The organism is Ruminococcus albus 7 = DSM 20455 (assembly GCF_000179635.2).
Taxonomy (GTDB): domain Bacteria; phylum Bacillota; class Clostridia; order Oscillospirales; family Ruminococcaceae; genus Hominimerdicola; species Hominimerdicola alba.
Window position 1 is genome coordinate 1,477,885 of record NC_014833.1, and the last position, 26,964, is coordinate 1,504,848.

Consider the following 26,964-nt stretch of genomic DNA (forward strand, 5'->3'; position numbering starts at 1 on the left):
ACTCACAAACATTAAGATCCATAGAAGAGGTAAAAAATGAAATGGAAAACTGCTCTGCTCGCGGCAGGATCGTTGTTTGCGGGCATTAACGCATTTCTTGGCAACAGACAGCTCATCGTTGAAAAAGAAGTTATGTACAGCCGCAAACTGCCCGCAGCTTTTGAAGGCATGAAGGTCATGCTCATATCAGACCTTCACCGTAAAAAATTCGGAAAGGACTACGGTATACTACTCGATTCCGTAAAGGCGGCTTCCCCCGATATCATCATATTCGCAGGCGACCTTTACAGCAAAAACGAGGAAGAACTGGGCGGCAAGGTAAAGCTTATGAAGGATCTGGATGCCATAGCCCCCGTGTACTATGCCCCGGGAAATCATGAACTCCACCGTATTGAGGTGTGGGATGCCATGTACCATAAGCTTAAAAGCACAGGCATAAACGTGCTCAGGAACGAGATGGCAGTTGTGTGCCGCGGCAGTGACAGGATAAATATCTACGGCATACAGATACCGCTGAAATACTTCATCAACAAGGACGGCACCTACTGCAGCCTGCCCGTACCCGACAGCAGTACTATATCGAGATACCTTGGCGAAAGCGATCCCGATCACTGCGATCTGCTCATAGGCCATAATCCCTTGTTCTTTGAAGCCTATGAACGCTGGGGCGCTGACTTCGTATTTTCGGGACACGTACACGGCGGTGTCATCCGTCTGCCCATAGCAGGCGGAATCCTTTCCCCCGAACGCAGATTTTTCCCGAAGTATACCAAGGGCATATACAGGCTTGGCAAGACCGTCATGGCAGTATCATCGGGGCTCGGTAAATTCAGGATAAATAATCCTTCCCAGATGATGCTTCTTACTCTTACAGGCAAAAAGCAGCCCTCAAAGCACAGCAAGGGCCATGCCTGGGATATCTGATATACAAAAGTATATCAGTCCAAAAAATATCACAGCTATCTCTTTGGCACACCACTTTATTTGCTTGTATAACGAAGTAAATCAGGTAATACTGTCATCGGGATGACCATACTAATGTTACAGAAAGGCGAACTATAATGGATAAGACACAGCTTGCCGCAGCTTTTGCGGAATACTTTGATAAACACATGGATGAGATCCTTTCCGACCTCGGAGAGATAATCGCCATAGAGAGTATAGCAGACGAAAACTCGGATGTACGTCCCTTCGGTGAAGGCTCTGCAAAGGCGCTGGCATGGGGCGAGGCTAAGCTGAAGTCCCTGGGTATGACGACTAAGAATTTTGATAACTACGCTGTCAGGGGCGATTTCAACACCGACGGCGAACCGGTGCTGGGCATACTGGCACATCTGGATACCGTACCCGTCAGCAGCAACTGGAGCTATTCTCCCTTTGAACTCACCCGTAAGGACGGCGTACTCTATGGCAGGGGCACGATAGACGACAAAGGCCCTGCTACCGCAGTTTTATGGGCTGTAAAGGCGATACGCGATATGGGTCTGCCCATGAAGAATTTCCGCGTGATATTCGGCGGCAACGAGGAAAACGGCTGTACTGATATGGAATACTACGAAAGCTGTGAAAAGTTCCCGCCTATGGTATTCACTCCCGACGGCTCATTCCCCGTACTCAACTGTGAAAAGGGCATGGTCCACATGACATTCTCCGCACCTTTTAAAGACAGCGAGATAGTATCCGTTGATGCAGGTATGGCTATAAACGCTATCCCCGACAGATGCACCGTTGCTTATAAAGACGGTACTTCATCTGTCACCGAGGGTCATTCCGCCCACGGCTCACGCCCCGAAAACGGCGATAATGCAGTTACAAAATTCCTCTCGGGCTATGTGGGAAATAACGCGCTCCTGCTGGGTCTTAAAAAGCTGTTCCCCCACGGCGAATTTGACGGCACTACCTGCGGACTGGGCTTTGAAGACAGCGTATCAGGCAAGATGACCTGCGCTCTCACTGTCCTTAAAACCAAGGAAGACAGACTTTGCGGCGGTATTGATATCCGTTTCCCCATTGACCGTTCCTATGACGAGATAAGCACTATCATCAAAGATGCAGTCTGCGGTATCGGCTTCGAGATAGATACCTGCGAGGGCATGGAACCCCACTACGTCGATGAAAACAGCGATTTCGTTCAGGCACTCCTCAGAGTTTACGAAAGAGTAAAAGGCGAAAAAGGCTCCTGTATCGCAGAGGGCGGTATAACCTATGTCCATAATACCCCCGGCGCCGTAGCCTTCGGTGCAGAGTTCCCCTGGGAGAATAATAATATGCACGGCGATGATGAACATATCTCCATGGATACTTTCAGACTAAACCTGAATATGTACGCCAACGCCATCACCGAACTCTGCCTCATCGACTGACAGTAATATAAACCCGCAGGATCTCACACGGGTGTTAATACAGAATATTTGCGGTAACTACTGGAGGAAACCTTTCTGAAGAAAGGTTATCCTCCAGACCTCTTTCCAAAGACTTCTATTTCTATTTGGCAGGGGCAGACATTCTCTCGAAGAACAGAGAATGTCTGCTTTTTGCTGTGCTATAAAAGTATAGCTGCCCCTGACAAATAGAGTTAAAAGTTTTCGGAAAGGAGTTTGAGGGAAACCCTTTTTCAAAAGGGTTTCCCTCAATAATTATCACAAACGCTCTATATCGGCACCCGTGTAAGATCCTACGGGCTGTTTTCTTTCAGTGCTAGGCTCATGCCGAGTTCCAGGGCGATAAACTCGCCGTTTTCGCAGATCTCGTCGCTTATCTCGCACATCAGCAGACCGTATGCTCTGCTGCCGCATAGTATGGGGAAGGTGATATACCCGTTACTTTTGACTGAAAGCTCGTTGCGGAGAAAAATATCTGCTGTTCTGCATTTCTGTCTGTCCTCCGAAAGCATATAGAGGTCTCCCGAGCGCATAATGCATTTGAGGTAGATATACTCCGGAAAAGTAGGATTATTTTCGCCGTCGAGATCCAGAGGCTTATCAAAAATATACACCGCGGCATTTGGGAGTCCCAGCTTGTCAAAGCTTCTGAATATGCTGTCACAGCCGTTTCCGCCCACAGCAGACACAATGAACTCCTGTAGTTTTATGCGGCTGTAAGTGTGTTCCCGTTCTCGGGATATCAGTGCTTTGGCCTGTGTAACTATGGCTCTGTCCTTCATGCGTGAGAACAGTCTGTTTATCAGTGTCGAGGCTGATTGTGAGTGCGATGCATTGTTTATGCCGATCTGAACTCTGCCTATGCTTGCTATCAGCTTGTTTGAGTCAGTATACTGCATAGCACCCTTATCAAAGAACTTGTCTATCATCCTGCACAGCTCGTCATAGGTCTCAAGGCTCATATACCTGTGCTTGCATGATATCAGCATAGGCGACATGAATTCAAAGAACAGCCTTTTCAGGTCAACGTTCTCCGTGTCTATGGATTCCAGTCTGTACCTGTAGAAGCAGTCATTGAACATTCTGTATATGAAAGAAGTCTCTGCTTTGGTCAGTTCAATGGTGTTGTAGTCGTACATCTCGTATGGCATCGAGGCTCTGCCGAAAAGCCTTGTGGGTACGGTGTCCGATCTTACCTCGTTACCCTCCATCATTTCCAGCAGCAGTTCAAGTGCCCTTCGTCCCAGTGATATCTTGTCCGCACCCACCGAAGACAGGGGCGGGTCAAGGTTGCTGGACATACGTGTATTATCAAAGCCGAATACCATCACGTCCGAGCCTATCTTTTTATCGCGTGCTTTCAGTACTTTGTAAAGTCCCTTAGCCGAAGAATCGTTAACACAGAATATCGCCTGCACATCAGGGTTCCTGTCCAGCAGTCTTTCGGCAGCCTCCACGGAATTCTCTGTCATATCCGAAGGTTCAAACTGATCCTCGCTGTATTGCAGTCTGTAGTCCTTCAGGCATTTTATGAATATCTGTTTTCTTGCTCGGGCGTCCTTGTTGTCATCTCTGCCCCCGAGCATACATATCTTGGTCAGCCCCTGAGCGTTTGCGATATATTCTATCGCCTCGCGTATGCCGCTTTCGTTGTCGTAGTTCACCGTGATAACGTTTTTCAGGTCTGATGCGACCAGCACCACAGGCACCTTTTTTATCTTGGACATAAAGCTCTCGTACAGTCCGGGAGTGTTCTTGTCCCTTTCGTTTACACTTCCGAGGTGTATCACAAAACCGTCTATATCGCAGCGCTCGCTAAGACTGAATATCTTGTTTACTACAGTCTTGTGTCTGTGCAGATTTTCTTCATCTTTGCCGTCATCGTGTTTTCCGGGCAGCACTATAAGCCTTATCTTCCTGTTTGAAGGTATGGCGTTGGCTAAACTCTTTACCAGCTCTCTTGAAAAATCACTGCTGACATCCTCAAGCATCATGCAGATTATCTTTTCGTTCTTTTTAATGTTCTTCATTGTTCTACCCCGCTATAATTCGGGACCGGGTCTTGAGAACAGATATCCCTGTGAGAGATCTATGCCGTATCTCAGCAGCAGATCCTGTATCTCCTGATTTTCAACAAACTCCGCAACGATACGGAATTTGTGACTGCTCAGCTTTTTCCAGTCCGCGATCAGCGCTATAAGATTGGCGCACTGTTCGTCCACTGTGCATTTGCGTACTATTGATCCGTCTATCTTCAGATAGTCTGAATGTATATTCGCGATATGCTGCAGGTTTGAAAATCCGCTGCCGAAATCGTCTATGGATATCTCGCCCCCCAGATCGTGTATCATGTCAACAAATGTCACAAGGGTGTTGTAGTCATCTATGTCCTCATTTTCCAGCAGCTCGAATACGAAGTTTTCGGGGTGCTTCACCGTCGTGAGGAAATCGTATATGTAGTCCACTATCTCGTGGTTCTTCACATCCCTCATACCAAGGTTTATGCTTACGCTCTTATCCGTTATATCCCTGAATTTGTTAAACACCTTGGTTATCATTATCTTTGAGAGTGAATCGTACAGCAGTCCGTAGGCTCTCGCCACTTCTAGGAAGCTTCCTGGATAGTATATTTTGCCGTTCTCATCCTCCAGCCTCATCAGCGATTCGTAGTGATGTATGGTGTTGGTGGTGTTGTCGTATATACCCTGGAAATACGGTATCACCTTGTCATGGGTAATGGCATAGTTTATAACGTTCACCATATGATAGTGCTCAAGTATGCTCTCCTTGTCAGGGATACTTGTATTCGCATTCATCACGCTGAACTGTATGTTCTTGCCTGTCATCATCAGCCTTGCCGCATGATAAGCCTGCTCTATATTCTCTGCGGTGCAGGCATCTACCACGCAGAACAGGGGTACTATGGCTATGTACTCCTCGTTGTTCTCAAAAAGCTCTCGCTGAAGATTTTCCATATCGCTTACAAAATCAGGCAGTGAGAACATATATGACGGAGCACCTATAGCTATCTCCCAGTCTTTGATGTGGTATATCTTGTACCCCTTCATCTTGGTATAGGTCATGCATTTAGTCAGGTACTTTTTGTAAGTAAGATCTATTATACCCTTTGAGAATACCGTGTTCATGGCATAGGTGCCCGTAACATCGACTATGCATATACGGTCTGAACCCTTCAGCTTCATGTCCATGCTCAGCGCAGCCACGTTCGGCAGTTCTTCCGTATCCGAATATAGCAGATCCATCTCACAGTCATGTACAAAGGCTTTTATCGAGTCAGCTGCCGAAGCTTCCTCCTTGGCAAGCAGCCTTTTTTCGGCTTCGTACAGATAATTCAGCAGCTTCCTGTTGTCAGCCACAAGTGTTTCAGTGTGTGAGAATGCATAAGGGTTGTAATGCTGCGATGCAGGTGCTTCACCCATGACCGATACCACGAATGAGCAGTTTGCGAATGTGTTCCTGCCGTTCACATGGGCTATCTGCCCCTCGGTTATACATCCGCACATATTTGAGTTCTCATAGGCTGAAAGCTCCCATTTTACGCAGTTTGAGTATATCATGGAACGTGCTGTGCAGGAGTAGCCGAATATGGTTTCTGCTTTCTCGAAGTTCTCTATCCGCCTGAACAGTGAGCGGTTATCGGCTATTACCTTTCTGTCGTATATGAAGGCACGTCTCAGTTTTTTGCCTGCTATCACATTGTGGTTCGCACAGATAAGCTCGCGCTTTGCAGTGTAGTCCCTGTCGGGAGCCTGTTCACGAAGAGTCCGCACTATAGGCTCATCAGGATCGAATAAGTCCTCAAGGCTCTCATTGTCCGAATATTTTACAAATATCGGTATATCGTTGGTGTCTGAATATACATAAGGGAAAAGGTTGCTGAGCTCGGGTCTGTTGAGAAGCTCGTTGCCTATACCCAGACGGTAAGCCTCAGCCGCATCGTGACCGTCTGTTGAAAGTATGCATGAAAGGAAAGTATCTGTTATAGTCAGCTCGTCCCCTATCGCCTGAGCACCCGTAGCGTATGAGGTAAAGCTCTCCAGGTTCTTTCCGCTTATGGATGCTACTATCATGCCCTTGTTCATCCAGCCTGTTTCATTGAATACAAAGCCCGTATCAGGGAACTTTTTCACGCTTACATCCGAGGTGTTTGCAAGTCCGCCGGTCATCTGCACCCCGGGGTAATATATGTTGCTCTTTTCCACAAAGTTGTAAGCACCAAGATACTTCCGCGTAAGGAAGGTCAGCAGCAGCTTTGTATCATCCTCTATCACCGTGTCCCTGACGCACCTGCACAGCTTGTCTGTGGTCATGGGCATACCGTTTTTCTCGAAGGTAGGCAGCATAGCTGTTTTTATACTGCCCTCCGACAGCTGTGTTACGGATATGACACACTGGTTCTTTATCAGTCTGCCCCAGCATATCACAGCAGATGTACTGGTGCCGAAGATATGCGCACCCGGCACTTTTTTCGCGATGAATCTTGCCAGGTCTACAGCCTCATCTTCAAGGTGGATAGCTGTGTGTATCCTTATGAGGATATCTCCGTCTGCAGGGTCCAGCATAAGCTGCTGAAACGCCTCAGCAAGACGTGCTTTGGAAATATATTGGAAATTCCACGTTAACATAAGATTACCTCTTGCAAATATGAATTGATGTACCGCTATATATCTGTTGTATAGCTGTACTATACATTATATTGTACAATAAATACATAACAAAATCAATGCTTTGCCATAAAATAATATAAAATTCGATATATTCACTAAATTTAATATTAAAACTATGTTAATATTTAAGTGCTGCTCATTGGTATGTCTGCTAAAATAGATCCCCTATATATTTAGCCGGTATTTATCCGATACTGCTTTCTCTTATTATCTCGCTGCCGTTTACCGTAAATCTTCCCAGACCGTTTATTATGCTGAAATTCTTCTCATTTGCGTGGCAGTCCTTTCCGGTGTTGTTGCGCACGTCCCACCTTGAATCACAGCGGTTCATGCGTATGAAGGTATCATCGGAATATCCGCCCACAGCCAGTGAATCCACACCCGACATCGTCATTTTCAGTACCGTGGAGGTCAGCTCACAGTTTGTGGAGCCGCGCAGCGCACCTATACCCGTCAGTGATATGCCGCTCATATCTATATCCATGCTTGATATATCCACAGATACGTGAGTGTTCTCGCCCCTGACTGTGCCTATGCCCACTATATCCGAGCCGTCGCACTGTGCCCTGAACGAGCATTTGGTTATGGATGCCTTTGTATTGCCCGTTACCGAGCCTATAGCAGCACCCTCATTGGTATTGAGGTCTATGATGATATTGCAGCTGTCTATCAGCACATTGGCATCTCCCGTCAGTGAGCCTATGCATACTGCCTTGCTGCTGTTTGAACTGAGCAGGAACTGTCCGCTGAATATCCTGACCTTTCCGCCCGTGCCGCCGCCTATGCACACTCCTGTGCTGCCGTGACCCTTTATCTCTATTGTGCCGCTGTGTTCAAATATCAGCTCGCCCGAGGTCTTGTCAGGCATATTGCCAATACCGCAGAATTCCTTGGAGTTGAGCACTATAACAAGATTGCCGTCACCCTCTACCGTCAGCCGTGATGTGGGTGCTGCGGTTATGCCCGAATTTCTCAGCACGTTATCGCCCGAAAGCACCAGCGTAACATCCGCACCCTCACCGATATCTATGCACTGGAAATTCTTGTCACCCAGCAGGGATATATTTTCAAGGGTTATCCTGCCCTTGTATCCCGGCTCTACGGTTATATGCACGTTGGAGTTCAGTCCCGGTGCGCCGTATACCGTGATATCCTTGTATATCATCTCGCCCCTGCCCACAACTATCTCGCTGAAGTTCTCCTTTATCAGTGCCGAAAGAGATACTCTGTTTGTCTTGCCTGCGATGTATTTCTGCACCACTACTCCCGATGTGAATTCATAGTGGTACTCCGATATCTCGCGCCTTACATTCTCGCTTATCTCGGGTATAAGATCGCTTTCGGGCTTGCCTGTGTAGAAGCCCTGTATCAGATCCGCACCCAGCATTATGGCAGTCCTGAGCTCCTCTGCGGTCTCAACGCCCTCAGCCAGTGCTCTTATGCCGTTATCGTGACAGAAGCTTATCATTTCCTTTACGAAGTGCTGCTTCTGGGGTTTTATCTGTATCTCGCTTATGAGGGTCCTGTCTATCTTTACATAGTCAGGCATATACCTCAGCAGATTACTTACGTTTGAATACCCTGTGCCGTAGTCATCGACGGCTATCTTGGTCTTGTGCCGCTTAAGTATGGACTTCATTCTTTCCAGCTCGTCATCACCCATCTCGGCTTCCTCGGTAAGCTCTACAACTACCGTATCCGTCAGCAGATCAAGGTACTCCTCCACCTTGGCAAGGTCATCATCAGCGAGCTGTACACCGGGTATGCTGTTTATGAATATCTTAGCGCCGTTGAGCTTGTCAGCCTTGTTCTTTACTATCTCCAGCACGTTCATAAATGTGGATCTTTCTATATCCACCAGCCTGTTCTGCATATCCGCATACCTTACTATAGCCAGCGGAGGTATGCTCCTTTCCGCGTCGGAGCGCATAAGGACTTCGTAGGAGAATACCGAGCCGTCAACGGTGTTGACTATGGGCTGGAATTTGTACTTGAAAAGGTTGCCGTCGAGGATACGTGTCACCAGCTCGTAGTCCGCCTTCTCATCGGGATCAAGGGTGTCGTATGCAAAACTAAGTGCCGAGAATTTACTGCTCTTCAGGGCATTGAGCTGTTCCTGTATGCGGTTGGTTTCCAGATATCTCCTGAGTGATTCCAGACCCTTGGATACCAGCCTTATCCACTCACGGTATACCTTGTCATAGCTTCGTGCTTCGTCACCGTATTCCACAGCGGCGTAGCCGAAGCAGTTGTTCTCACAGAATACGGGCGTGAAGAATACAGCCCTGGGTTTTTCATGTTCGTCCAGCAGGTCCGGAAGCAGCAGCCGGCTGTCAAAGGATATGTCCAGTCCTGCTATGCCGTCCTTGTGGCTCTTGTTGAACCTTACGGCGTATATCATCTTATCGGGGTAGCCGTCGTTGCCGAAGTGTACATCGCTGCTCTTGCCCATGTATCTCCACATATCGCCTATGCACAGGTGGAAGCTCTCAGCGCCCAGCTGGAAAGCATAGGAGTATACCATGCCCGTAAATCCTGCCAGGTCTGTCTGGGATATGATATCATCAGCCATAGCATTGTTCACCGATGCAAAGCCCTCACGGGATATGACAGTGTCCCAGCTTTTTCTCTGCAGGCTGAGCTCGGGGTCATCATTCTCCTTGTGACAGCAGCCGCAGCTCTCACCGATGAATATCTGAGGTGCCGCATAGAAGGGCTGAGTTTCCCGTCCTTCGAGCTTGTCAGCCATATATCCTGCCGCATAGCAGCCCAGCTCCTTTGCAGGTATCACAGCCGAAGTCACAGGCTTCGGGGATGAACGTCCCTCAAATGTGGAGTCATAGCTGATGACCGCTATCTCATCGGGTACTGATATGCCCCTTTCCTCTAATGCCTGACACAGTCCTATCGCCATACAGTCGTTTGCGCATATCACCGCATCGGGGAGCTTCTTGTCGCCTGCGGTCAGCAGGTCAGCACATACCTCACCGCTGAGGTACCAGAAATCTCCGTATATGATCCTGTCCTCGGGCAGCGAGAGCCCGCGTTTTTCCAGCGCACTGCGTACCGCGTGAAGTCGCAGCTGTGAGTGCTCATGCCACTTCTTGCCGCAGAGGAATGCTATGTCAGCAGCACCGTGTACCGACACAAGATGCTCTACCAGAGCATCTATGGGCTCGCAGCAGTCGGTGTATACACTGGGAAAGTACCTGCTTTTGGTTTCTACCATGAGTACAGGCTTGTGGAAGTTCTCGTGCAGCCATTCCTCCAGACGGTCAGCGGCACCTGCGGTCTGTATGCTGTCAGCCAGTACGACAGCCCCGTCGAAATGCTCCGCCCTCATCAGCGTGAATATATTTGATTCGCCCTTTTCACGCGATGCGGTGTCCTGATATTTATGGTACATAGCAAACACACAGGTATCCATATCGAGCGCAAAAGCGTTCTCCAGGAATCCTGTTATAAATCTGCTCTGATAGGCTTCGTCTGCTTGTCCGACGAATAAAGCGATACGTTTTTTGCTGTTGATCATTGTGAAAACCTCTGTTCGACGGCCTTATAATATGCCGTTGTAAATATTCACTATAAATTATAACACAAAAGTATATATTTTTCAATATAATTTAAGAAAAAATTTCTTTCGGACGGCAAAATTTAGATGAAATAACAAATTAGAAACATTTGAAATAGCAAAATAACGGAACTTACGTCTTGATATTTTCTGACTATCCCTTTGGCACATCACCGCAAAGTGCTAAAAACACGGGAATATCGTGTTGCAGTTATCCTTGCCCCGCCGCAGACGGGGTTAGGTTGACCGCCGGGTATTTCATGTTCCGGTATAATACTAATTAATTTGTTGTGTCATCGGGATAACCATATAATCTTTTGCAGAGGGAGATCATCGGCATTTATGGTATGATATTTACTATCAAGCGCAATATATGCGTTGACCCTTTGTAGGATATGTGCTATACTGTTTACAGTTTCTGACAGCGGATATCACGGGTCAGCCGATCAACAGACGAGGAGATGACGGCATGAATGATAACAAAGTAAAATGGGGCATTATGGGCACAGCAGGTATAGCATCGTGGGGGACTATCCCGGGGATGCTGAAGGCGGATAGTTGTGAGCTGTATGCCATAGCAGGCAGGAGCCTTGAAAAAGCCGAAGCCTTCAGGGAAAGATTCGGATTCAAAAAGGCGTATAAGGGCTATGAGGCTCTGCTTGAAGACCCCGAGGTGGAGGTTGTATATGTTCCGCTGCCTAACGATATCCACAGCGAGTGGGTGATAAAGGCGCTTAAAGCCCGTAAACACGTGATCTGCGAAAAGCCGATGGCTATGAATGAGATGGAGCTTCGCAGTATGTTCGCGGCGGCAAGGGAGAACGGCGTGCTGCTCATGGAGGCTTTTGCGTATCTCCACAGTCCGTACATCGCAAGGCTGAAAGAGATCGTATCATCGGGGGAGATAGGGGATATAGACTATATTGATACTGCCTTCCTTACGCAGGGCTATTCCGACGATTTCAGGCTCCGCAAGGAACAGGGCGGCGGCGGTATATATGACCTGGGCTGCTACTGCACCTCTATGATACTTTCCCTCGTAGATTCACCTATGGAGTACATAAAGGCTGATGCCGAGCTTGACGGCACTGGTGTTGACCACATGGCTTCTGTTATGGTGAGGTTTGAAAACGGTGTCAGGGCTTCTTTCAATGCAGGAATGATACTGGGTACAGATACCTCCGACAGATACGACAGGCTGTTTATACACGGCTCAAAGGGGTATATCCGTTCCGATGTGGAGTATAACGGTGAGGGGGAGCTCTCCTTTACCGTGACCGTCAAGGGCGAAGACGGCAGCAGGAACTCACGCACCGAAAAAGTCAGCGCAGGCTCTAACTACGCCCTTGAATTCCGGCAGATGAATGAGTGCATAAGGGGCAAGGCAGCGCCCTATATCACCGAGGAATTCTCTGTAAGGAATATGCGCCTGCTTGACAGCATACTTGATGCGGTGGGCTACGGCTCGTACCTATCAACGGAAAAAGGCGGTGTACAGACTATCCTGGATGCCCTTGAGGCAGGATACCGCTATATAGATACAGCAGCCTTCTACGGCAACGAGGAACAGATAGGTGAAGCCATAGCAGTATCGGGCATTGACCGTGATGATATATTCCTCTGCAGCAAGGTGTGGCGCGATGACCTTGGCAGGGAAAAGACCCTGAGATCATTTGAGGATTCATGCCGCAGACTGAGAACGGATCATCTGGATATGTACCTTATACACTGGCCAAAGAACAGCCCCGATGACAAGGACTGGATCGATAAGGTGAGGGCGTCATGGAGGGCTATGGAGGAACTGTATGAGCAGGGAAGGATAAAGGTGATAGGATTATCGAACTTCCTGCCACACCATATAAGACCTCTCCTGCAGACCGCCAGGATTCGTCCCATGGTAGATCAGCTGGAACTCCACGCGGGGTATATGCAGGAGTATGCCCTTGCATATCTCGGCAAAGAGGGCATACTCCCTCAGGCATGGAGCCCTCTCGGCAGAGCGAAGCTGCTGGATGACAGCAGGATATCTGCCATAGCCGAAAAGTACGGCTGTACCAATGCCGCACTATTATTAAGGTACCTTAACCAGCGTGGCATACCTGTTATACCGAAGGCATCCACAAAGGAGAGGATGAGGGAAAACCTTGATATCTTCGGGTTCAGGATATCCGATGATGATATGTCATACCTCTCCTGCCTGCCCTGCAGCGGCTGGTCGGGAGAACATCCCGATCTCTGATACATCCCTTTGCAGATACGGCAAGCCCCCTGTGGTACTTACGGTACCGCAGAGGGCTTGTCGGTTTTTTGTCGGTCTATTTTAACAAGGGGGATATAGCGGAAAATGTTATCAGTCAGTACTGCTGTGAACCCGATGCTGTATGTGCTGTAGGGTCAGACATTCGCAATTTTTGACTGTCTATACTTTCAGTATATCAAAATTACGAAACTTAACAAGCTGATTTTTGCTGAGTGAATGTATGCATTTACCGAATATTGCTAAACGCTTGGAATTGTTATAAAATTTACACTTGAAAAACCCGATGTTCAGGGCTTTCAGAAATGTGAGTCAAATATTGTAAATGTTTTAGACACAAAAATCGCAATTAATGGCACTTAACAAATTCGCAATAAACTCAAACGTTTTCGTTTACATATGGTTCAAACAGTGCTTATAAAATCCCCGTCAATATTGAATATCTGTGACAAAATACCCGTTAAGATATTTTATGAGGAGCTATGGGTCTGAACCTGCGGCGTATAATAAGAATTGTATAGGATATGTATGATAGAAAAGATCAGCTGCCAAAACATCACAGCGGCATTGTCGGGAGAACATCAATGGGAAAGTGCTGAAAATATGGCTTCGCGGCAGGGGCTGAAACCATGCGGAGGTGATCTGCCGCATAAGATATTGATGACAGGCCATTTACCGATTGTTGTCATTGATAGAGAATATGTATGCTGTATGTTGAGCTGAGGATGAATACTGCATTCTGCATAAATTTACAGTTGTCCTGAATACTGCCGGCATGAATGATGAAGGTCATGTCCCTGCAAAAAGCCGACTTTTTGCCTGAAATATCCTCATGCATCAGAACAATGGAAATGTCTGAATATTATGGTAAAAATCACGAAATGAAACAGTGCTTTAACAAACTTCGCTATTGACGTTTTTGAAAAATTGTGGTATAATAATTGCATGATTTTTATTTACTGAAAGGAATGATATACATGAGCAATATTCGTATAGGTATAGTCGGCTACGGCAACCTCGGCAGAGGTGTTGAACTGGCAATAAGACAGAATCCCGACACCGAGCTGGCTGCTGTATTCACAAGAAGAGATCCCTCTTCACTGAAAATACTCACTGAGGGCGTAGGTGTATACTCAGTTAATGATGTGGCTGATTTCAAGGACAAGATAGACGTACTTATCCTCTGCGGCGGCAGTGCTACCGATCTGCCTGTGCAGACACCCAAGTTCGCTGAGCTGTTCAACGTTATCGACAGCTTTGATACTCACGCAAGGATCCCCGAGCACTTCGCAAACGTTGATGCTGCTGCAAAGAAGGGCGGCAACGTAAGCGTTATATCCGTGGGCTGGGATCCCGGTATGTTCTCCGTACAGAGACTTTACGGCAGCTGCATACTCCCCGAGGGCAAGGATTACACCTTCTGGGGCAAGGGCGTATCTCAGGGACATTCAGACGCTATCAGAAGAGTTGAGGGCGTTGCTGACGGCAAGCAGTACACTGTACCCGTACAGGCAGCTGTTGACGCAGTAAGAAACGGCGAAGACCCCGAGCTGACCACAAGACAGAAGCATACAAGAGAGTGCTTCGTTGTTGCTGAGGAGGGCGCTGACAAGGCTAAGATAGAGGAAACTATCAAGACCATGCCCAACTACTTCTCCGACTATGACACCACTGTAAACTTCATATCTCAGGAGGAGCTGAACAAGAACCACAGCGGTATACCTCACGGCGGCTTCGTATTCAGAAGCGGCAAGACTGGTGTTAACGGCGAGACCCGTCACATCATCGAGTACAGCCTGAAGCTGGGCTCCAACCCTGAGTTTACTTCCAGCATACTCGTAGCTTATGCAAGAGCTGCTGTAAGACTTCAGAAGGAAGGCGCAGCAGGCTGCAAGACAGTATTCGATATCGCACCTGCATACCTCTCTCCCAAGAGCGGCGAGGAACTGAGAGCATCAATGCTCTGATGCATTTAGTACAATAAAGCGGACTGCTTTGGCACAGTGCTCATAAAATATATGATTTAAAACGGAGGATGACCTTTCACGAGAAGGGTCGTCCTCTTTTTTTGTAAGCTAAACTGATGATCGGGAATGTGCCTTTTTATGGGGGTATCATTAATGATGATAATGGATAGTTGTTTCTAACAGTCCGCTGATTTGTACTTGTTTGTGATCTGATGAAAGCGGTGAGCATCAATGCTCTGATGCATTTAGTACAATAAAGCGGACTGCTTTGGCAGCGTGCTCATAAAATTTATGATATAAAACGGAGGATGACCTTTCGCGAGAAGGGTCATCCTCTTTTTTGTAAGCAAGGCTTATGATCGGGAATGTGCCTTTTTATGGGGTCATTATTAATGATGATAATGGATGGCGGCGTTTAACAGTCCGCTGATTTGTACTTGTTTATAGTCTGGTGAAAGCGGTGAGCATTAATGCTCTGATGCGTTTAGTACAATAAAGCGGACTGCTTTATGCGGTGCTCATAAAATTTATGATATAAAACGAAGGATGTCCTTTCACAAGAAGGGTCATCCTCTTTCTTTGTAAGCAAGGCTTATGAACGGAAATGTGCCTTTTTATGGGGGTATCATTAATGATGATAATGGATGACGGCGTTTAACAGTCCGTTGATTTGTACTTGTTTATGGTCTGATGAAAGCGGTGAGCATCACTGCTCTGATGCATTTAGTACAATAAAGCGGACTGCTTTGGCAGCGTGCTCATAAAGGTCATTTATGAGCATTTGCTTGTAGCAGTCCGTTATTTTGTACTTATTTCTTGCCGTTCGGGAATATCTTATCGGGGCATATGGACATCATGTGGGCGATGGCAGGTTTACAATCATCCCACAGTCCGCAGCCGTCGTCGCTGCCGCTGGATTTCCATGCGAAAACACCCAGATAGCCGTTATTATAGGCGGTCTCGTAGACATTGGAGATATCGTAGCCGTCCTTGCCCTTGGCGGGAAGTTCACCTATGACCACGGGCTTGGAGGTATCGAACTTATACTCCTCGGGGGTCTTATCGTACATAACGCCCCAGTTGGGTATCATCCAGTCATACCAGTGAGTTGACCAGAAATCCACGTAGGCAAGTGACTTATCGTACTTGCCGATATCAAGGCTCTGCAGCTCGGTATCGGAGATGACGTTGCCGTTGAGCTGTTCGGAGTTATACTTTATCATACCCATGCCAACGGTGACGAGGACATCGGAATTGGCGTGTATAGCGGCGCAGGCTTTTGCGTAGTACTGCTCAAGGTCTATCCAGTTGAGCTTGCCGCACTCCTTGTTCTCGATTATCCAGTCGGGCTCGTTGCAGAGGTCTATGCTCCAGAGGTAGTCGCAGGCATCGTAGCGCTTTACAAGTGGTACTATATAGTTATCCACGTAGGCATCGGTCTTTTCGGGGGACTGTACCAGCTGCCGCCATGCTTCGTAGTTCTGGTTGGAATCTTTGAAGTGGTCAAAAGATTGTACAGTTGCCATTACGTATATCTGATATTCCTCAGCCAGCATGAAAAGGCTGTCAAGGTCTTCCCAGTGGGCGGTAGTAGCACCCGAGAAATCGCCTTCGGGGGATATGACCATACCCACATCGCCGTTGCAGGATATCCATATACGGCAGGCGTTTACGCCCTCGTTATGGAGCTTTTCAAAGTGCTCCTGCCAGAAGGGGAAGCTGAAGCCGCCGCCGAAGTCGTTCCACTTGTCCCAGGGGGTGTTTACACCGTTGAACCATATCTCCTTATTGCCTGCCATGAACTTGTTTTCTGCGATAGTGACTCTGGCAGAGCCGTCACATTTTGTTGTGAAGGGTTCAGCAGGGAGTGCCGCAGGGTCAGCGGAGTCGCTGTCGGCTTTGTTATCAGCGGTGCTTTCGGTCTTCTGAGCTGATTTGCTGTCGGCAGACTTCTTGCTTTCGGCGGTATCGGTGCCGCTGCAGGAAGCCATTCCAAATGTGAGTGCGCAGGCGCATACCAGCGCGATGGTTTGTCTGAACTTCATTAAATACCATAACCTTTCTTTTTTACCCTGTTTGGATCATCAGGGAATAAATTTGTACACTTGCGGTGCTCTGTGCAAGATGAGCGTTATTTTGCGGTGTACCATTCCTGATTCCAGTTCTTCCTATCCCTCTCCACATTGAGTTTTGCGCGCATCTGCTTTATCTTATAGTCCAGCTCACTGACCAGCTTACTGACTGCGGCGGCATTATAGCCGATGACCCTTGCTGCACGCAGCGGTGTATTCCTGTATGGTTCGGGGAGGGAATAACTCTTGTTCCATGATTTGAGTTTCCAGCATTCTTCCAGGGCTTTCAGTTCGGCATTCATATTTGAAAGCAGCCGCAGGACATCCCGTGTTTCATAGCCGCTGCCCCGTTCCTCATGCAGATCATCCACGCCTGCGGGAAGGTCTTTGGGATTAAACATAAGCACACTCCTTTCTGTGGGATCAAGGTAATAAATACGAGTCGGAACTATGTGGATAATATACATAATCCCTGCTTTTATGAAGTAAAATTCTGTACTTTACCTCAGTATAATTATAGCACAATGAGTTGTGTTTTTCAATGGGTAAAAATATATTTTGATAATTTAGCCTATTAATATTTGTATAAGAGAATGTTGTGAGTAGTGCATATATGGTGAGGGTCAGATTTGGGTAAACAACTGTTTTTTGTTTTAACTCGGACATATTTCTGCAAAAGTTGTACAAAAACGTACAACTTTTGGGGGGTAAAAGGGTGATAGTGAAAGGGCTTTCGTGAGGAAGCAAAGAAAAGGAGGAAATATTATGCAGATAACACCAACTAAATTTGCGAAGATGTTCGTGAGGACAAGAAACGGTTCGGAGAGTGCGGTGAGGCTTGGAGCAGGACCCGAGGAGGCTAAGGCGCTTGAAGCGGATATGCTGGCGAGAAAGTCCGTAAGACGTGCGATACGCAAGCTGGACAGTGAGGATGAACAGAACCTGTGTTATGTGAAGACGGGGCTATCGCGCCTTGCTTTCGGGAGCATAAACGATGCGGCGGCTCTGCTTTTTGCGGAGGAACCTACGAGGGAACAGGTGCTTTCGGCTGACCTTTTCAATGTTGCGGAGATAAAGAAGGTCAAGGGGGGCGGTGTTGAGATGAAATTTTATGACAGGCAGAAGGCTCTGGAGAAACTGGTGGAGCTTGACCCTGAGCTGAGGGAGGTATCGGCGGCGCAGGAGTTTCTGAATGCGGTATATGCAGGTTCCCACGATATAGGGGATATGACGGAGGAAAAGGGTGATGATGAAGATGAGTAAGCTATGGGATGAAGTATGCGCAGACAGGTGCGGAAGATACGGATATCAAGGGGGGCGGTGCGGTTGAGCAGGAAGCGGTGTCTGATGTTTTCACCGAAGCAGAGGTTTCTGTTCAAGTGGTGGGCGAACCCTGAGTACCGACGGTACGACGGGATAATCTGCGACGGTGCGGTGAGGTCGGGAAAGACAAGCTGTATGGCGCTGAGTTTTCTGATGTGGTCTATGGGGCGGTTCGAGGGGAATAATTTCGGGCTGTGCGGTAAGACCATAATCGGGCTGAGGAGAAATCTTGTGACGGAACTGCTGAAATGGGCGGAGAAGCTGGGTTTCACGGTGACGGAGAATGTATCGAAGAACTACATGGATGTGGATTTTGCCGGAAAGAGGAACAGGTACTACCTTTTCGGCGGAAGGGATGAAGCATCGTCGGCGCTGATACAGGGTGTCACGCTGGCTGGGATACTTCTGGACGAAACTGCGCTTATGCCGCGGAGCTTTGTGGAGCAGGCGGTGGCGAGGTGTTCGGTGAGGGGTTCGAAGCTGTGGTTCAACTGCAACCCCGACAATCCCTATCACTGGTTCAAGCGTGAATGGATAGACAAAGCGGCGGAGAAAAATCTGCTGTACATACATTTTGAGCTGAAGGACAACCCCTCGCTGAGCGAGGAAGTGAAAAGGCGTTACGAAAGGCTTTATTCGGGTGCGTTTTACGAGAGGTTCGTTCTGGGGCGGTGGAGTGCGGCTGAGGGACTTATCTATCCCATGTTTGACGAGAAAAAATATGTGTGCGATAAAGCACCCGATGATTGCGAAAGGTTCGCGGTGAGCTGTGACTACGGGACAGTCAATCCGAGCAGTTTCGGGCTTTGGGGACTGAAGGACGACATATGGTACAGGATAGGGGAGTACTACTACGACTCGGCTAAAGAGGGCAGCAGGAGGACGGACGAGGAACACTATGACGCGCTGGAAGAACTGGCGGGGGACAGGGATATAGACTATGTGGTGTGTGATCCCTCGGCGGCATCTTTCATACAGTGCATACGCAGACATGGGAAATTCCGTGTGATACAGGCGAAGAACGATGTGGTGACGGGTATACGCAGGACACAGGACATGATACGCGGCGGACGGCTGATGATATGCAGGGGTTGCGAGGACATACTCCGTGAGTTTACCATGTACCGCTGGGAGGAAGAAAGCGGCAGAGACCGTCCCATAAAGGAGAACGATCATGCTATGGACGATATGAGGTACTTTGTGTGTTCGGCAGAGGAAGATACGGGCGGCGGATTCGCGGCGATATCGGTATGATGAAAGGAGAGGCTTGGATTGAAGTTATTCGGGAAGAAGGAAAGGGAAGAAAAATCCTACGAAAGGCAGTGCTTTTCGGCTGAGGCAGGGGACAGCATATTCCGTCTGGCGGCGGACGAGGGCTGTCTTGAAGGGGGGATATATGACGGGCTGAGGGCTATGGTGCCTGTGATAGATGCCTGTTTCGGGAAGATAATACGTCTGGTGGGAGATTTCAGGGTAAAGGCGAGAGATGAGAGGTATTCTGACGAACTGGAAAGATTCTGTCGTGAAGTGACGGTGGGGATATCGGGAAAAAGCCTGAACACCTTCGCGGATATGTACCTTGACAGTCTGCTGACCTACGGCAGGGCTGTGGGCAGGATAGTGACGGACATGGACACTATGACGGTCAGGGGGCTTGTGGTGGGGGACAGCAGTCTTTTCAGGGTGAAGCAGGGGAAAGGTGAGATGGACAGGGAGTTCTGTTTTTACGGGGGCGGTGAGGTGAAGAAGATACCCGAGCCCGACAAGCTTCTGTACACGACACTGAACCCCAGTCCCAAGCATCCTGACGGAGTATCGGTACTGCGGGGACTGCCTGCAATAAGCAGTGTACTTATGAGGATATACCAGTGCATAGGGCAGAACTTCGACAGGGTGGGTAATGTGAGGTACGCGGTGGCTTACAAGCCTGCGGAGGACGGTACGGACAAGAGGTACGCACGAGAGAGGGCGCAGGAGATAGCGGCGGCATGGGCGGACGGTATGCAGAGCGCCAAGAACGGTATCGTCAAGGATTTTATAACCGTGGGTGATGTGGATATAAAGGTCATCGGGGCGGAAAATCAGCTTATCGACACGGAGGTGCCTGTGCGACAGCTTCTGGAACAGCTGATATCAAAGCTTTCGGTACCGCCTTTTCTGCTGGGGCTGAACTGGTCTACCACGGAGAGGATGAGCAGTCAGCAGGCGGATATACTCACAAGTGAACTGGAGTATTACAGGCGTTTGCTTGAGCCTGTACTCAGGGATATATGCGATGCTTTTCTGATGACCTGCGGTACGGACTGCGGTGTGGACATCGAATGGGGGAACATAAATCTTCAGGACGAAGAAGCGCTGGCGAGGTCAAGGCTTTACAATGCGCAGGCGAGGAAGATAGAGCTGGAAAATGAAGAAGCCGAAGAAAGGAGAAACGGGAAATGAGCGGTGAGAGTATAGGCATAACAGAGGAAGTTATGGAGAAGATAAACGGTTACGCGGTGGGGGAGCTGAAAAGCGAGCAGGTGTACTGTTTCAGCGTACTGCTTTGCGACAACGATGTGGACAGGGACTATGAGAGGTTCTCTGACGAAGCACTGGACAGGCTGGCTGTGATGTTCAAGGGCAGGACGGGGATATTCGACCATGACCACAGAAGCAGGGGTCAGACGGCGAGGATATACGACACGGAAGTGAGGTCTTACCCTGACAGAAAGACTATGGACGGCAGGGATTACAGGGCGCTGATAGGCTTTGCCTACATGGTGAGGACGGAGGATAACAAGTCGCTGATAGCGGAGATAGAGGGGGGCATAAAGAAAGAGGTATCGGTGGGGTGTTCGGTGGCGAAGCGGATATGCTCGGTATGCGGTGCGGACGGTGCCAAGGGGGGCTGTAACCATATCAAGGGGCGAAGCTACGGCGGAAAGCTCTGTTATGTGGAACTTGATGAACCTCTGGACGCTTACGAGTGGAGCTTTGTGGCGGTGCCTGCACAGAGGGCGGCAGGAGTGACTAAGGTCTACGGTGAGAGGGAAGTTAACGCGGAGATAGAAAGGCTCAGGGCGGCGCAGGAGAGTTTCTGTGAAGACCTGAGAGGGGATATCATCAGGCTGGGGTGCTTTGTGAAGAATGCGGACATGGGTGAGGTGGACAAGCTTGATGTGTTCGCCTTGCTGGAGCTGAAAAAGAAGCTGTCACGTCAGCTGAGAGAGGAAGCCGTCACGGAGAGGGCGGCAGGTATAGCGGCTGCGGAGGACGATGAGAGTATGAAGGCTTTCAGGGTTTAGGAGATAACAAAAATAAGGGAATAATTTTGGACATATAACGACAGCGGGAGTGTCAGCCGACAGCGGGACTGAGGGTCTTATGGGGCATTAGCGGTGAGGACACGGGTGCAGTCGCAGTAAGAAATGAACGCGCCCTGTATCTGTCGGGGGTGCGGGATAAGATGACGGCAGAGGAAAACGGAGGTAATTATGTACGACAATATCAGACTTGAAAGATCACTTTACAACATCACAGGCAAGAGCTTTACACAGGCACTCACGGAGCTTGACCCCGATGAGGGCTACAAGGGTACTGAGCTTGGGGGGCTGGATGCATTTGAAAGACAGCTGAAGCGCTTCGGCATAAAGGTATCGGGGGCGGACAGCGACATGGTGGAGAAGTTCTTCGTAACGGCGCAGTCGGCGGTGCTTTTCCCGGAATACGTCAGGAGGATGATAAAGAAGGGCGTTGACAAGGTGAGCATAGCTGAGAGCGTATGCGGAGCGGTATCACGGACTGACGGCATGGATTTCAGGGGATTCACCATAACCCACACGGGCAGCAACCCTGTACCTCAGGGTACGGCACTGCCTTCCACCACGGTGGTGCTTGACAGTACACCCAGCGATATAAAGAAATTCGCGAGGATGCTGAAATGCTCATACGAATCGGTGAGAAAGCAGAGACTGGAGGCTTTCGGCATAGTACTCAGGGACATAGGTGCATCGGTGGGCAGAGCCCTCAACAGCTATATATGCACCACACTTATAACAGGTGTTACACCGTCCTCGATAGAGGGTGACGAGATAACCTATGAGGACATAGCTAAATTCTGGAGCGATATGACAGATCACGATATGGACGTTATGGTGTGCAGTCCTGCGATAATGGCTGAGATACTTGCACTGCCTGAGATGAAGTTCTGCATCGGTGACTTTATGACAAGCGGCAGGATAAAGACACCCTACGGTGTGACGCTGGTGAAGTGTTCGCAGATGCCTGCAAACAAGGTACTGGGCGTTGACAGCACTGCGGCGGCTGAGCTGATACTCGGCAGTGATGTGACAGTGGACAGCGACAAGCTGATAAGCACGCAGATGAACGAGATAAGCTGTTCACTGCTGGCAGGTGTTACAAAGGTATGCGGTGACGCGGTGGGTGTACTGCTGACGGGTATATGACAGGAAGTATTTTTGAAAAGGGGCGGTCTTCGGACTGCCTCGCCCTACGGGGCGGAAAGGAGGACTTATGCTCGACTTTGACAGAGTGCTGCTGTACTTTCAGCAGTTGAGCGGCTGCAGGGCTGAAAAGACAGATGAAGCCGCGGTGCTGGTGATGTCGGCTATGAAGTCGGTGGAGGACAGCATTGATGAGGAAAGGATGAGATACGATGCTGTGCCTGCCTGCGAATATGCGGCTGCCTGCACAGCGGTATACGACTATGTATGCCGCGAGGCAGGACGTGAACAGAACGCGGTGACAGCATCGGGGAGTGCTGATATCAACAGGGATCTCAGCCACAGGATAAAGGCGGCGGAAAAGCTGAAAGATCAGGCTATGGCGAGGATAGAATGGCTGATGCCCGAGGGCGGATTCATATTCAGGACGATGTGAGGAGGAATAAATATGTGCAGGATACTTACGGACAGCCTTGGGCTGACGGGGATAAAGTCGGCGCTGAATGAGGTGCTGGAAAATGCAGGATTTACGGCTTTGGAGGAATATACTGACATTGTACTCACGGATATAGAGGGGTGCAGTGCTGTGTGGGCACTGGAGGACATAAAGCTGACGGATGCAGGCAGACGCATAGACTCGGGGGATGCGGCTGTGCTGGGAGAGATAGGGTTCAGGGTGAAGCTTATGGGTAAAACGGGAATGTTCGGAGATCATATCACCTTTGATGACAGATGCTCGGAGGCGTGTGCAGGTGCCGCTATGATACGAAACTACGGTAGTGTCAGTGTGACGCTGGGGGCTGTAAAGAATGATACGCAGATATGGCGGCTGGTGCGTGAGATGAGGGTAGTATTCGGGGTAAGCATGAAGCAGACCCATGAGGGGAGCGCGGTGTGATGGCATTTGAGATAGCGCCGCCTGTCAGGCATACCCTTACGGTCAGCGGACATACCCTTTATCCCGATATACTGGATATATCAAGACGGGATACCGATGTTGAGCACATTAAGGTCGGGGGAGGTATAATACACAGGACGAACGGTTCCCTTGGGCTGGAGATACTGGCGGCAGGCAGGTTCTCACCCGATGAGCGCGGTGCGGTGCAGGGAGTTATTGAGAGCTTTGTATCTGACGTACAGACCATAACGGCGGACGGCAGGAACTACGGAGGCATGATACTTCTTGAAGGGGTGCTGGCTGAAAAGGCAGGTGAGTCAGGGGGAACTTACAGGCTGAGATTCAGCGGATATGAGATATGATCACAGTATAAGGAGGAGAGCATGATGCACTGTTATGTAACGCTGGGAGTAAAAAACGGAGACAGGGTGGTGATGAAGGGGCTGGATGAGTGTACGGCATTCGTATACGAAAAGGCGCTGTATGTGCCGTACACAAGGTTCAGCGGTACTTTTTATGAGGACGGTGAGCCTGATATATCCGCGGAGGACGTGGTGAGCGTAAGGGTGTGGATAGGCAGCAGCGAGATACATCACGGTCTGGCGGATGAGATAAGGATAGAGCATACAGGCAGGGGTCACAGCATAAGGGTGTATTCAAGAGGGTACACTCTGCTGCTGGCACAGAACCAGCCTTATCCCAGGATAAACAGCAACGTTACGCTGAAAACTCTGTGCGAGGACAATCTTTCATCCCCGTATATAAGCTATGAAGACCCTACGCCTGAGGTGGGCAATATATATGTAAACGAGGGTTCTACAGTATGGGAGGCGGCTATAGCCTACTGCATCAAAGCCAGTGGGTATTTCCCGTTCATAAAGGGGAAGAACATGGTGAGGATGACAGCAGGTACACAGAGGACGGTGGACTATTCGGGGGCGGTGATGCTCAGTCAGGTGAGTATGCTTGACAGCAGATATCTGCTGTCGGATGTGTACATGAAGGAACTGGGAGACACGTATCCATACGAAGCCCATGACCCTGCGGCGGCTGAAATGGGTATAGTCCGCACAAGGTACTATCCGCTGGATATGCAGTGGCTATATGATCCGCAGGTGGGGCTTCAGCACAGGCTGGACTATTCTAACAAGGGAGTGAGGAAAATGGGTATAAAATACCTTGGCTGGCTTGGTGAGGATATTATGGACAAGGCTCATGGTGCGGACATGATCGAAGGAAAGAATATAAACTATATAAAGGCTGAGGGCAGCAGAAAAGGCATCACAACAACTGTGTTGTGCTATGATGACAGATACGGTCAGAAGGAGGTGCGCTGATGCTGATAGCTGTAAATGACTGCGGAAGGGTATCTCTGCCGCGGGGGAATGTGCTGGGTCATACCGATGAGAACAGGCTGAGGGTGCACAGGATCATCCACCCGAAGTTTGAAAACGCTTACTATAACCTGATACTCGAATCGGGCGGTGTACAGAAGGTGCTGCAGATAGTTGACGGTACAGTGACGGTGGAAAGATCTGCAATTGCCGCGGCAGGTGAGGTAAATGCTCAGTTCCGCGCAGTGGTTATGGACGGCGTTGAAGTTTGCGTGTTCAGATCGGATATATTCAAACTCAAAGTTCTCCCGTCCCTTTAGGCAGATAAGTAATAAAGCCCGAACGTCAGGCGGGTGATTCCCCAAACCCCGAAAACTTCTATTTCTTTTGGGCAGTGGGCAGCTTATTTATATAAATAAAAACAAAAGGCAGGGGGTAGCTATGATCGCAAACATAGCTACCCTCTGCACAAAAGAGTTAAAAGTCTGTTTGGAACTGCAAAGGCAAAGCTTTTGCAGACGGATCTGTTGGATAACTTTTCTTCAGAAAAGTTATCCAACGATAAATAATATAACGTTCTATATTTTGGTTATTAATATGGCGCTTCGATGTTGGGGTCGGTATAATCGGGGGCGGGAGTTACTACTGGATCCTGGATGCCGGGATCGGGGGTGTTGGGATCGTATGGATCGACGTTGCCGCCCTGATCGGAAATATCGGTATCAATAATGCCGGGGTCGGTATTATCGGGGATACCGGTATCTATAACTGAGGGGTCGCTCCAGGTGGTATCACTTGTCACGGGGTTGCCGTTTGCATCGGTGACGATATCAGCCCAGTCGGTAGATCCTGCCTGACTGGTTGAAGCTTCGGTAGTAGTCCAGTAGACTGTACCTGAGGTAGTGGTAGTCAACTGAGAAGATGAATCATCCTTGGGACGTTCCTCCTCGATGATATCGCCTACCTGTATAACGCCCCAGAAGTCATTCTGTTTTACCCATGCTCTGCCGTTGTTTATGGGACGTGCCTGAGAGAACTCACCTGCACGTACTACCTGTTCGCCTGAGAAATCGTAGTAGCTGTAATAGCCGTCTTTGTAAACGGGCACATAGTCATCACAGAAAAGGTATGGGTGAACAACGTTGGGGTCATCGGTCATCATGCCGTTGTATGCGTTGGGGTCGCCGTCGCAGATGAAATCAATAACGGTATTGCCGTCGGCATCGAGGTAGCCCCACTTGTCCTCCTCGTTCCTGAAAGCGATGAGGGTAGAGCCTGCGCCCTTGTATAAAGGAGCGTAGCTGGCGGTATATATCATCTCGGTAAGGAGCTCACCGTTTTTGGCAAGACCGCATAAAGCATCCTCGGGAACGGAAACTTCAGGATTGCCGTAGTCATCCATTTCCACATTTGCCTCAGTAACGGCTACTGCCTTTTTGCCTGTATACTCAGTAACATTTTTGCTTCCGAGTTTGCCCTCGAATACCTTCTGTGACTTTATATCAAGGTAGTAAACAGGGGTGGTGTAATCGGTGTGGGCAGGATAAGAGGTCACCTTTTTATCCTTATCCAGAGTGCAGTACTCGTATTCATTGTTGCGTTCATCGATTATGTTCACAAGTACTATCTCACCGCAGGGGCAAATATAGTAGTCATCGTAGGCAGGCTTTACCACGTAGTTGCCTGCGTAGTCGATAAGACCGTACTTGCTGTTATACCTGACAACTGAGTAGTTGAGGTATGTACGGTTATCGGCAGTATCGGGGTCTATCCTGCTGGCATCGAATGAGATTATATTATCAGCCTGTATAGACGGCTTTATCAGCCAGCTGTATATCTGTTCGGTATCGTTATTTTCGGTGATGTTGAAGTTGTAGGTGTTTGACATATCGTCGCTGCCGCTGTTTTTGGTTGAACCCGGGAAAGTGCAGCCTGTGAATATCAATGCTGATGCTGCCGCAGCTATGGCACTGCGAAATAATTTGTTCATTTTATATCCTCCTAACGTTCTGTACACGGGTAATATAT

General features: G+C 48.9%; 22 protein-coding genes. 16 read left to right on the forward strand and 6 right to left on the reverse strand.

Translation table 11 applies throughout. The features are described from left to right. Nucleotides 1-36: 36 nt before the first annotated feature. Both RUMAL_RS06520 and RUMAL_RS06525 read left to right on the forward strand, forming a co-directional pair. Nucleotides 37-924, forward strand: coding sequence for a metallophosphoesterase (locus RUMAL_RS06520; RefSeq protein ID WP_013497970.1), 888 nt, complete (start codon nucleotides 37-39; stop codon nucleotides 922-924). Between the two features lie 137 nt (nucleotides 925-1,061). Continuing rightward, nucleotides 1,062-2,363 (forward strand): M20/M25/M40 family metallo-hydrolase, encoded by a 1,302-nt coding sequence (locus RUMAL_RS06525; RefSeq protein WP_013497971.1) that lies wholly within the window; start codon nucleotides 1,062-1,064, stop codon nucleotides 2,361-2,363. A gap of 311 nt (nucleotides 2,364-2,674) precedes the next feature. Here RUMAL_RS06525 and RUMAL_RS06530 read toward each other — a convergent pair whose 3' ends face one another. From RUMAL_RS06530 to RUMAL_RS20630, 3 genes are all read right to left on the reverse strand, one after another. Then, nucleotides 2,675-4,411, reverse strand: a complete 1,737-nt coding sequence (locus tag RUMAL_RS06530; protein WP_013497972.1) for a LacI family DNA-binding transcriptional regulator — start codon at nucleotides 4,409-4,411, stop codon at nucleotides 2,675-2,677. Nucleotides 4,412-4,423: 12 nt separating this feature from the next. Next, on the reverse strand, nucleotides 4,424-7,027 hold the full coding sequence (locus RUMAL_RS06535) for a bifunctional diguanylate cyclase/phosphodiesterase (RefSeq protein ID WP_013497973.1): 2,604 nt from the start codon (nucleotides 7,025-7,027) through the stop codon (nucleotides 4,424-4,426). A 226-nt stretch (nucleotides 7,028-7,253) separates the two neighbouring features. After that, entirely contained in the window at nucleotides 7,254-10,601 is a 3,348-nt protein-coding gene (locus RUMAL_RS20630; RefSeq protein WP_013497974.1) for an EAL domain-containing protein, read from the reverse strand. Nucleotides 10,602-11,109: 508 nt separating this feature from the next. Between RUMAL_RS20630 and RUMAL_RS21255 the strand changes: the two genes are divergently transcribed. From RUMAL_RS21255 to RUMAL_RS06555, 3 genes are all read left to right on the forward strand, one after another. Next, nucleotides 11,110-12,879, forward strand: coding sequence for an aldo/keto reductase (locus RUMAL_RS21255; protein WP_013497975.1), 1,770 nt, complete (start codon nucleotides 11,110-11,112; stop codon nucleotides 12,877-12,879). Nucleotides 12,880-13,425: 546 nt separating this feature from the next. Continuing rightward, nucleotides 13,426-13,620 (forward strand): hypothetical protein, encoded by a 195-nt coding sequence (locus RUMAL_RS22040; RefSeq protein ID WP_161635469.1) that lies wholly within the window; start codon nucleotides 13,426-13,428, stop codon nucleotides 13,618-13,620. A gap of 254 nt (nucleotides 13,621-13,874) precedes the next feature. Beyond that, the gene (locus tag RUMAL_RS06555) at nucleotides 13,875-14,864 is read left to right on the forward strand and encodes a diaminopimelate dehydrogenase (protein WP_013497976.1); all 990 of its coding nucleotides are present in this window, start codon (nucleotides 13,875-13,877) and stop codon (nucleotides 14,862-14,864) included. Between the two features lie 809 nt (nucleotides 14,865-15,673). Here the strand turns inward: RUMAL_RS06555 and RUMAL_RS06560 are convergent. After that, the gene (locus tag RUMAL_RS06560; RefSeq protein ID WP_013497977.1) at nucleotides 15,674-16,909 is read right to left on the reverse strand and encodes a hypothetical protein; all 1,236 of its coding nucleotides are present in this window, start codon (nucleotides 16,907-16,909) and stop codon (nucleotides 15,674-15,676) included. Between the two features lie 86 nt (nucleotides 16,910-16,995). Further along, nucleotides 16,996-17,337 carry a hypothetical protein gene (locus RUMAL_RS06565; protein ID WP_013497978.1) on the reverse strand — a complete coding sequence of 114 codons (342 nt, stop codon included), beginning with the start codon at nucleotides 17,335-17,337 and terminating at the stop codon, nucleotides 16,996-16,998. A gap of 364 nt (nucleotides 17,338-17,701) precedes the next feature. Between RUMAL_RS06565 and RUMAL_RS06570 the strand changes: the two genes are divergently transcribed. The 11 genes from RUMAL_RS06570 to RUMAL_RS06615 all read left to right on the forward strand — a co-directional run bounded on the left by RUMAL_RS06570 (nucleotide 17,702) and on the right by RUMAL_RS06615 (nucleotide 25,256). Then, the gene (locus RUMAL_RS06570; RefSeq protein ID WP_013497979.1) at nucleotides 17,702-18,199 is read left to right on the forward strand and encodes a terminase small subunit; all 498 of its coding nucleotides are present in this window, start codon (nucleotides 17,702-17,704) and stop codon (nucleotides 18,197-18,199) included. 8 nt (nucleotides 18,200-18,207) lie between these two features. Further along, nucleotides 18,208-18,333, forward strand: a complete 126-nt coding sequence (locus RUMAL_RS22685) for a hypothetical protein (RefSeq protein ID WP_013497980.1) — start codon at nucleotides 18,208-18,210, stop codon at nucleotides 18,331-18,333. Continuing rightward, on the forward strand, nucleotides 18,284-19,513 hold the full coding sequence (locus RUMAL_RS06575) for a PBSX family phage terminase large subunit (protein ID WP_013497981.1): 1,230 nt from the start codon (nucleotides 18,284-18,286) through the stop codon (nucleotides 19,511-19,513). The genes RUMAL_RS22685 and RUMAL_RS06575 overlap by 50 nt, the downstream gene beginning before the upstream one ends. An 18-nt stretch (nucleotides 19,514-19,531) precedes the next feature. Then, nucleotides 19,532-20,701, forward strand: coding sequence for a phage portal family protein (locus tag RUMAL_RS06580; protein ID WP_013497982.1), 1,170 nt, complete (start codon nucleotides 19,532-19,534; stop codon nucleotides 20,699-20,701). After that, nucleotides 20,698-21,546, forward strand: coding sequence for a hypothetical protein (locus RUMAL_RS06585; protein ID WP_013497983.1), 849 nt, complete (start codon nucleotides 20,698-20,700; stop codon nucleotides 21,544-21,546). The genes RUMAL_RS06580 and RUMAL_RS06585 overlap by 4 nt, the downstream gene beginning before the upstream one ends. Nucleotides 21,547-21,735: 189 nt before the next feature. Further along, nucleotides 21,736-22,707 carry a phage major capsid protein gene (locus tag RUMAL_RS06590; RefSeq protein WP_013497984.1) on the forward strand — a complete coding sequence of 324 codons (972 nt, stop codon included), beginning with the start codon at nucleotides 21,736-21,738 and terminating at the stop codon, nucleotides 22,705-22,707. A 67-nt stretch (nucleotides 22,708-22,774) separates the two neighbouring features. Beyond that, entirely contained in the window at nucleotides 22,775-23,140 is a 366-nt protein-coding gene (locus tag RUMAL_RS06595) for a hypothetical protein (RefSeq protein ID WP_013497985.1), read from the forward strand. 12 nt (nucleotides 23,141-23,152) lie between these two features. Beyond that, nucleotides 23,153-23,602: a hypothetical protein gene (locus RUMAL_RS06600; RefSeq protein WP_013497986.1), complete on the forward strand. Its 450-nt coding sequence runs from the start codon at nucleotides 23,153-23,155 to the stop codon at nucleotides 23,600-23,602. Further along, on the forward strand, nucleotides 23,602-23,964 hold the full coding sequence (locus tag RUMAL_RS06605) for a hypothetical protein (RefSeq protein WP_013497987.1): 363 nt from the start codon (nucleotides 23,602-23,604) through the stop codon (nucleotides 23,962-23,964). The genes RUMAL_RS06600 and RUMAL_RS06605 overlap by 1 nt, the downstream gene beginning before the upstream one ends. 21 nt (nucleotides 23,965-23,985) lie before the next feature. Beyond that, entirely contained in the window at nucleotides 23,986-24,939 is a 954-nt protein-coding gene (locus tag RUMAL_RS06610) for a hypothetical protein (protein WP_242837739.1), read from the forward strand. Next, a complete protein-coding gene (locus tag RUMAL_RS06615; protein ID WP_013497989.1) occupies nucleotides 24,939-25,256 on the forward strand; it encodes a hypothetical protein in 318 nt (105 codons plus the stop codon). The genes RUMAL_RS06610 and RUMAL_RS06615 overlap by 1 nt, the downstream gene beginning before the upstream one ends. Before the next feature lie 272 nt (nucleotides 25,257-25,528). Here RUMAL_RS06615 and RUMAL_RS06620 read toward each other — a convergent pair whose 3' ends face one another. Further along, a complete protein-coding gene (locus tag RUMAL_RS06620) occupies nucleotides 25,529-26,926 on the reverse strand; it encodes a WG repeat-containing protein (protein WP_013497990.1) in 1,398 nt (465 codons plus the stop codon). Nucleotides 26,927-26,964: the final 38 nt, after the last annotated feature.

Excerpts from the sequence above, each read along its gene's own strand:
- RUMAL_RS06595 (WP_013497985.1), top strand. The coding sequence starts at position 22,775 with ATGCTCGACTTTGACAGAGTGCTGCTGTACTTTCAGCAGTTGAGCGGC.
- RUMAL_RS06525 (WP_013497971.1), top strand. The coding sequence starts at position 1,062 with ATGGATAAGACACAGCTTGCCGCAGCTTTTGCGGAATACTTTGATAAA.
- RUMAL_RS06605 (WP_013497987.1), top strand. The coding sequence starts at position 23,602 with ATGGCATTTGAGATAGCGCCGCCTGTCAGGCATACCCTTACGGTCAGC.
- RUMAL_RS06555 (WP_013497976.1), top strand. The coding sequence starts at position 13,875 with ATGAGCAATATTCGTATAGGTATAGTCGGCTACGGCAACCTCGGCAGA.
- RUMAL_RS06565 (WP_013497978.1), bottom strand. The coding sequence starts at position 17,337 with ATGTTTAATCCCAAAGACCTTCCCGCAGGCGTGGATGATCTGCATGAG.
- RUMAL_RS06585 (WP_013497983.1), top strand. The coding sequence starts at position 20,698 with ATGAGCGGTGAGAGTATAGGCATAACAGAGGAAGTTATGGAGAAGATA.
- RUMAL_RS20630 (WP_013497974.1), bottom strand. The coding sequence starts at position 10,601 with ATGATCAACAGCAAAAAACGTATCGCTTTATTCGTCGGACAAGCAGAC.
- RUMAL_RS22685 (WP_013497980.1), top strand. The coding sequence starts at position 18,208 with ATGAAGTATGCGCAGACAGGTGCGGAAGATACGGATATCAAGGGGGGC.
- RUMAL_RS06590 (WP_013497984.1), top strand. The coding sequence starts at position 21,736 with ATGTACGACAATATCAGACTTGAAAGATCACTTTACAACATCACAGGC.
- RUMAL_RS06610 (WP_242837739.1), top strand. The coding sequence starts at position 23,986 with ATGATGCACTGTTATGTAACGCTGGGAGTAAAAAACGGAGACAGGGTG.
- RUMAL_RS21255 (WP_013497975.1), top strand. The coding sequence starts at position 11,110 with ATGAATGATAACAAAGTAAAATGGGGCATTATGGGCACAGCAGGTATA.
- RUMAL_RS06535 (WP_013497973.1), bottom strand. The coding sequence starts at position 7,027 with ATGTTAACGTGGAATTTCCAATATATTTCCAAAGCACGTCTTGCTGAG.
- RUMAL_RS06620 (WP_013497990.1), bottom strand. The coding sequence starts at position 26,926 with ATGAACAAATTATTTCGCAGTGCCATAGCTGCGGCAGCATCAGCATTG.
- RUMAL_RS06520 (WP_013497970.1), top strand. The coding sequence starts at position 37 with ATGAAATGGAAAACTGCTCTGCTCGCGGCAGGATCGTTGTTTGCGGGC.
- RUMAL_RS06575 (WP_013497981.1), top strand. The coding sequence starts at position 18,284 with ATGTTTTCACCGAAGCAGAGGTTTCTGTTCAAGTGGTGGGCGAACCCT.
- RUMAL_RS06530 (WP_013497972.1), bottom strand. The coding sequence starts at position 4,411 with ATGAAGAACATTAAAAAGAACGAAAAGATAATCTGCATGATGCTTGAG.
- RUMAL_RS06570 (WP_013497979.1), top strand. The coding sequence starts at position 17,702 with ATGCAGATAACACCAACTAAATTTGCGAAGATGTTCGTGAGGACAAGA.
- RUMAL_RS06615 (WP_013497989.1), top strand. The coding sequence starts at position 24,939 with ATGCTGATAGCTGTAAATGACTGCGGAAGGGTATCTCTGCCGCGGGGG.
- RUMAL_RS06560 (WP_013497977.1), bottom strand. The coding sequence starts at position 16,909 with ATGAAGTTCAGACAAACCATCGCGCTGGTATGCGCCTGCGCACTCACA.
- RUMAL_RS22040 (WP_161635469.1), top strand. The coding sequence starts at position 13,426 with ATGATAGAAAAGATCAGCTGCCAAAACATCACAGCGGCATTGTCGGGA.
- RUMAL_RS06600 (WP_013497986.1), top strand. The coding sequence starts at position 23,153 with ATGTGCAGGATACTTACGGACAGCCTTGGGCTGACGGGGATAAAGTCG.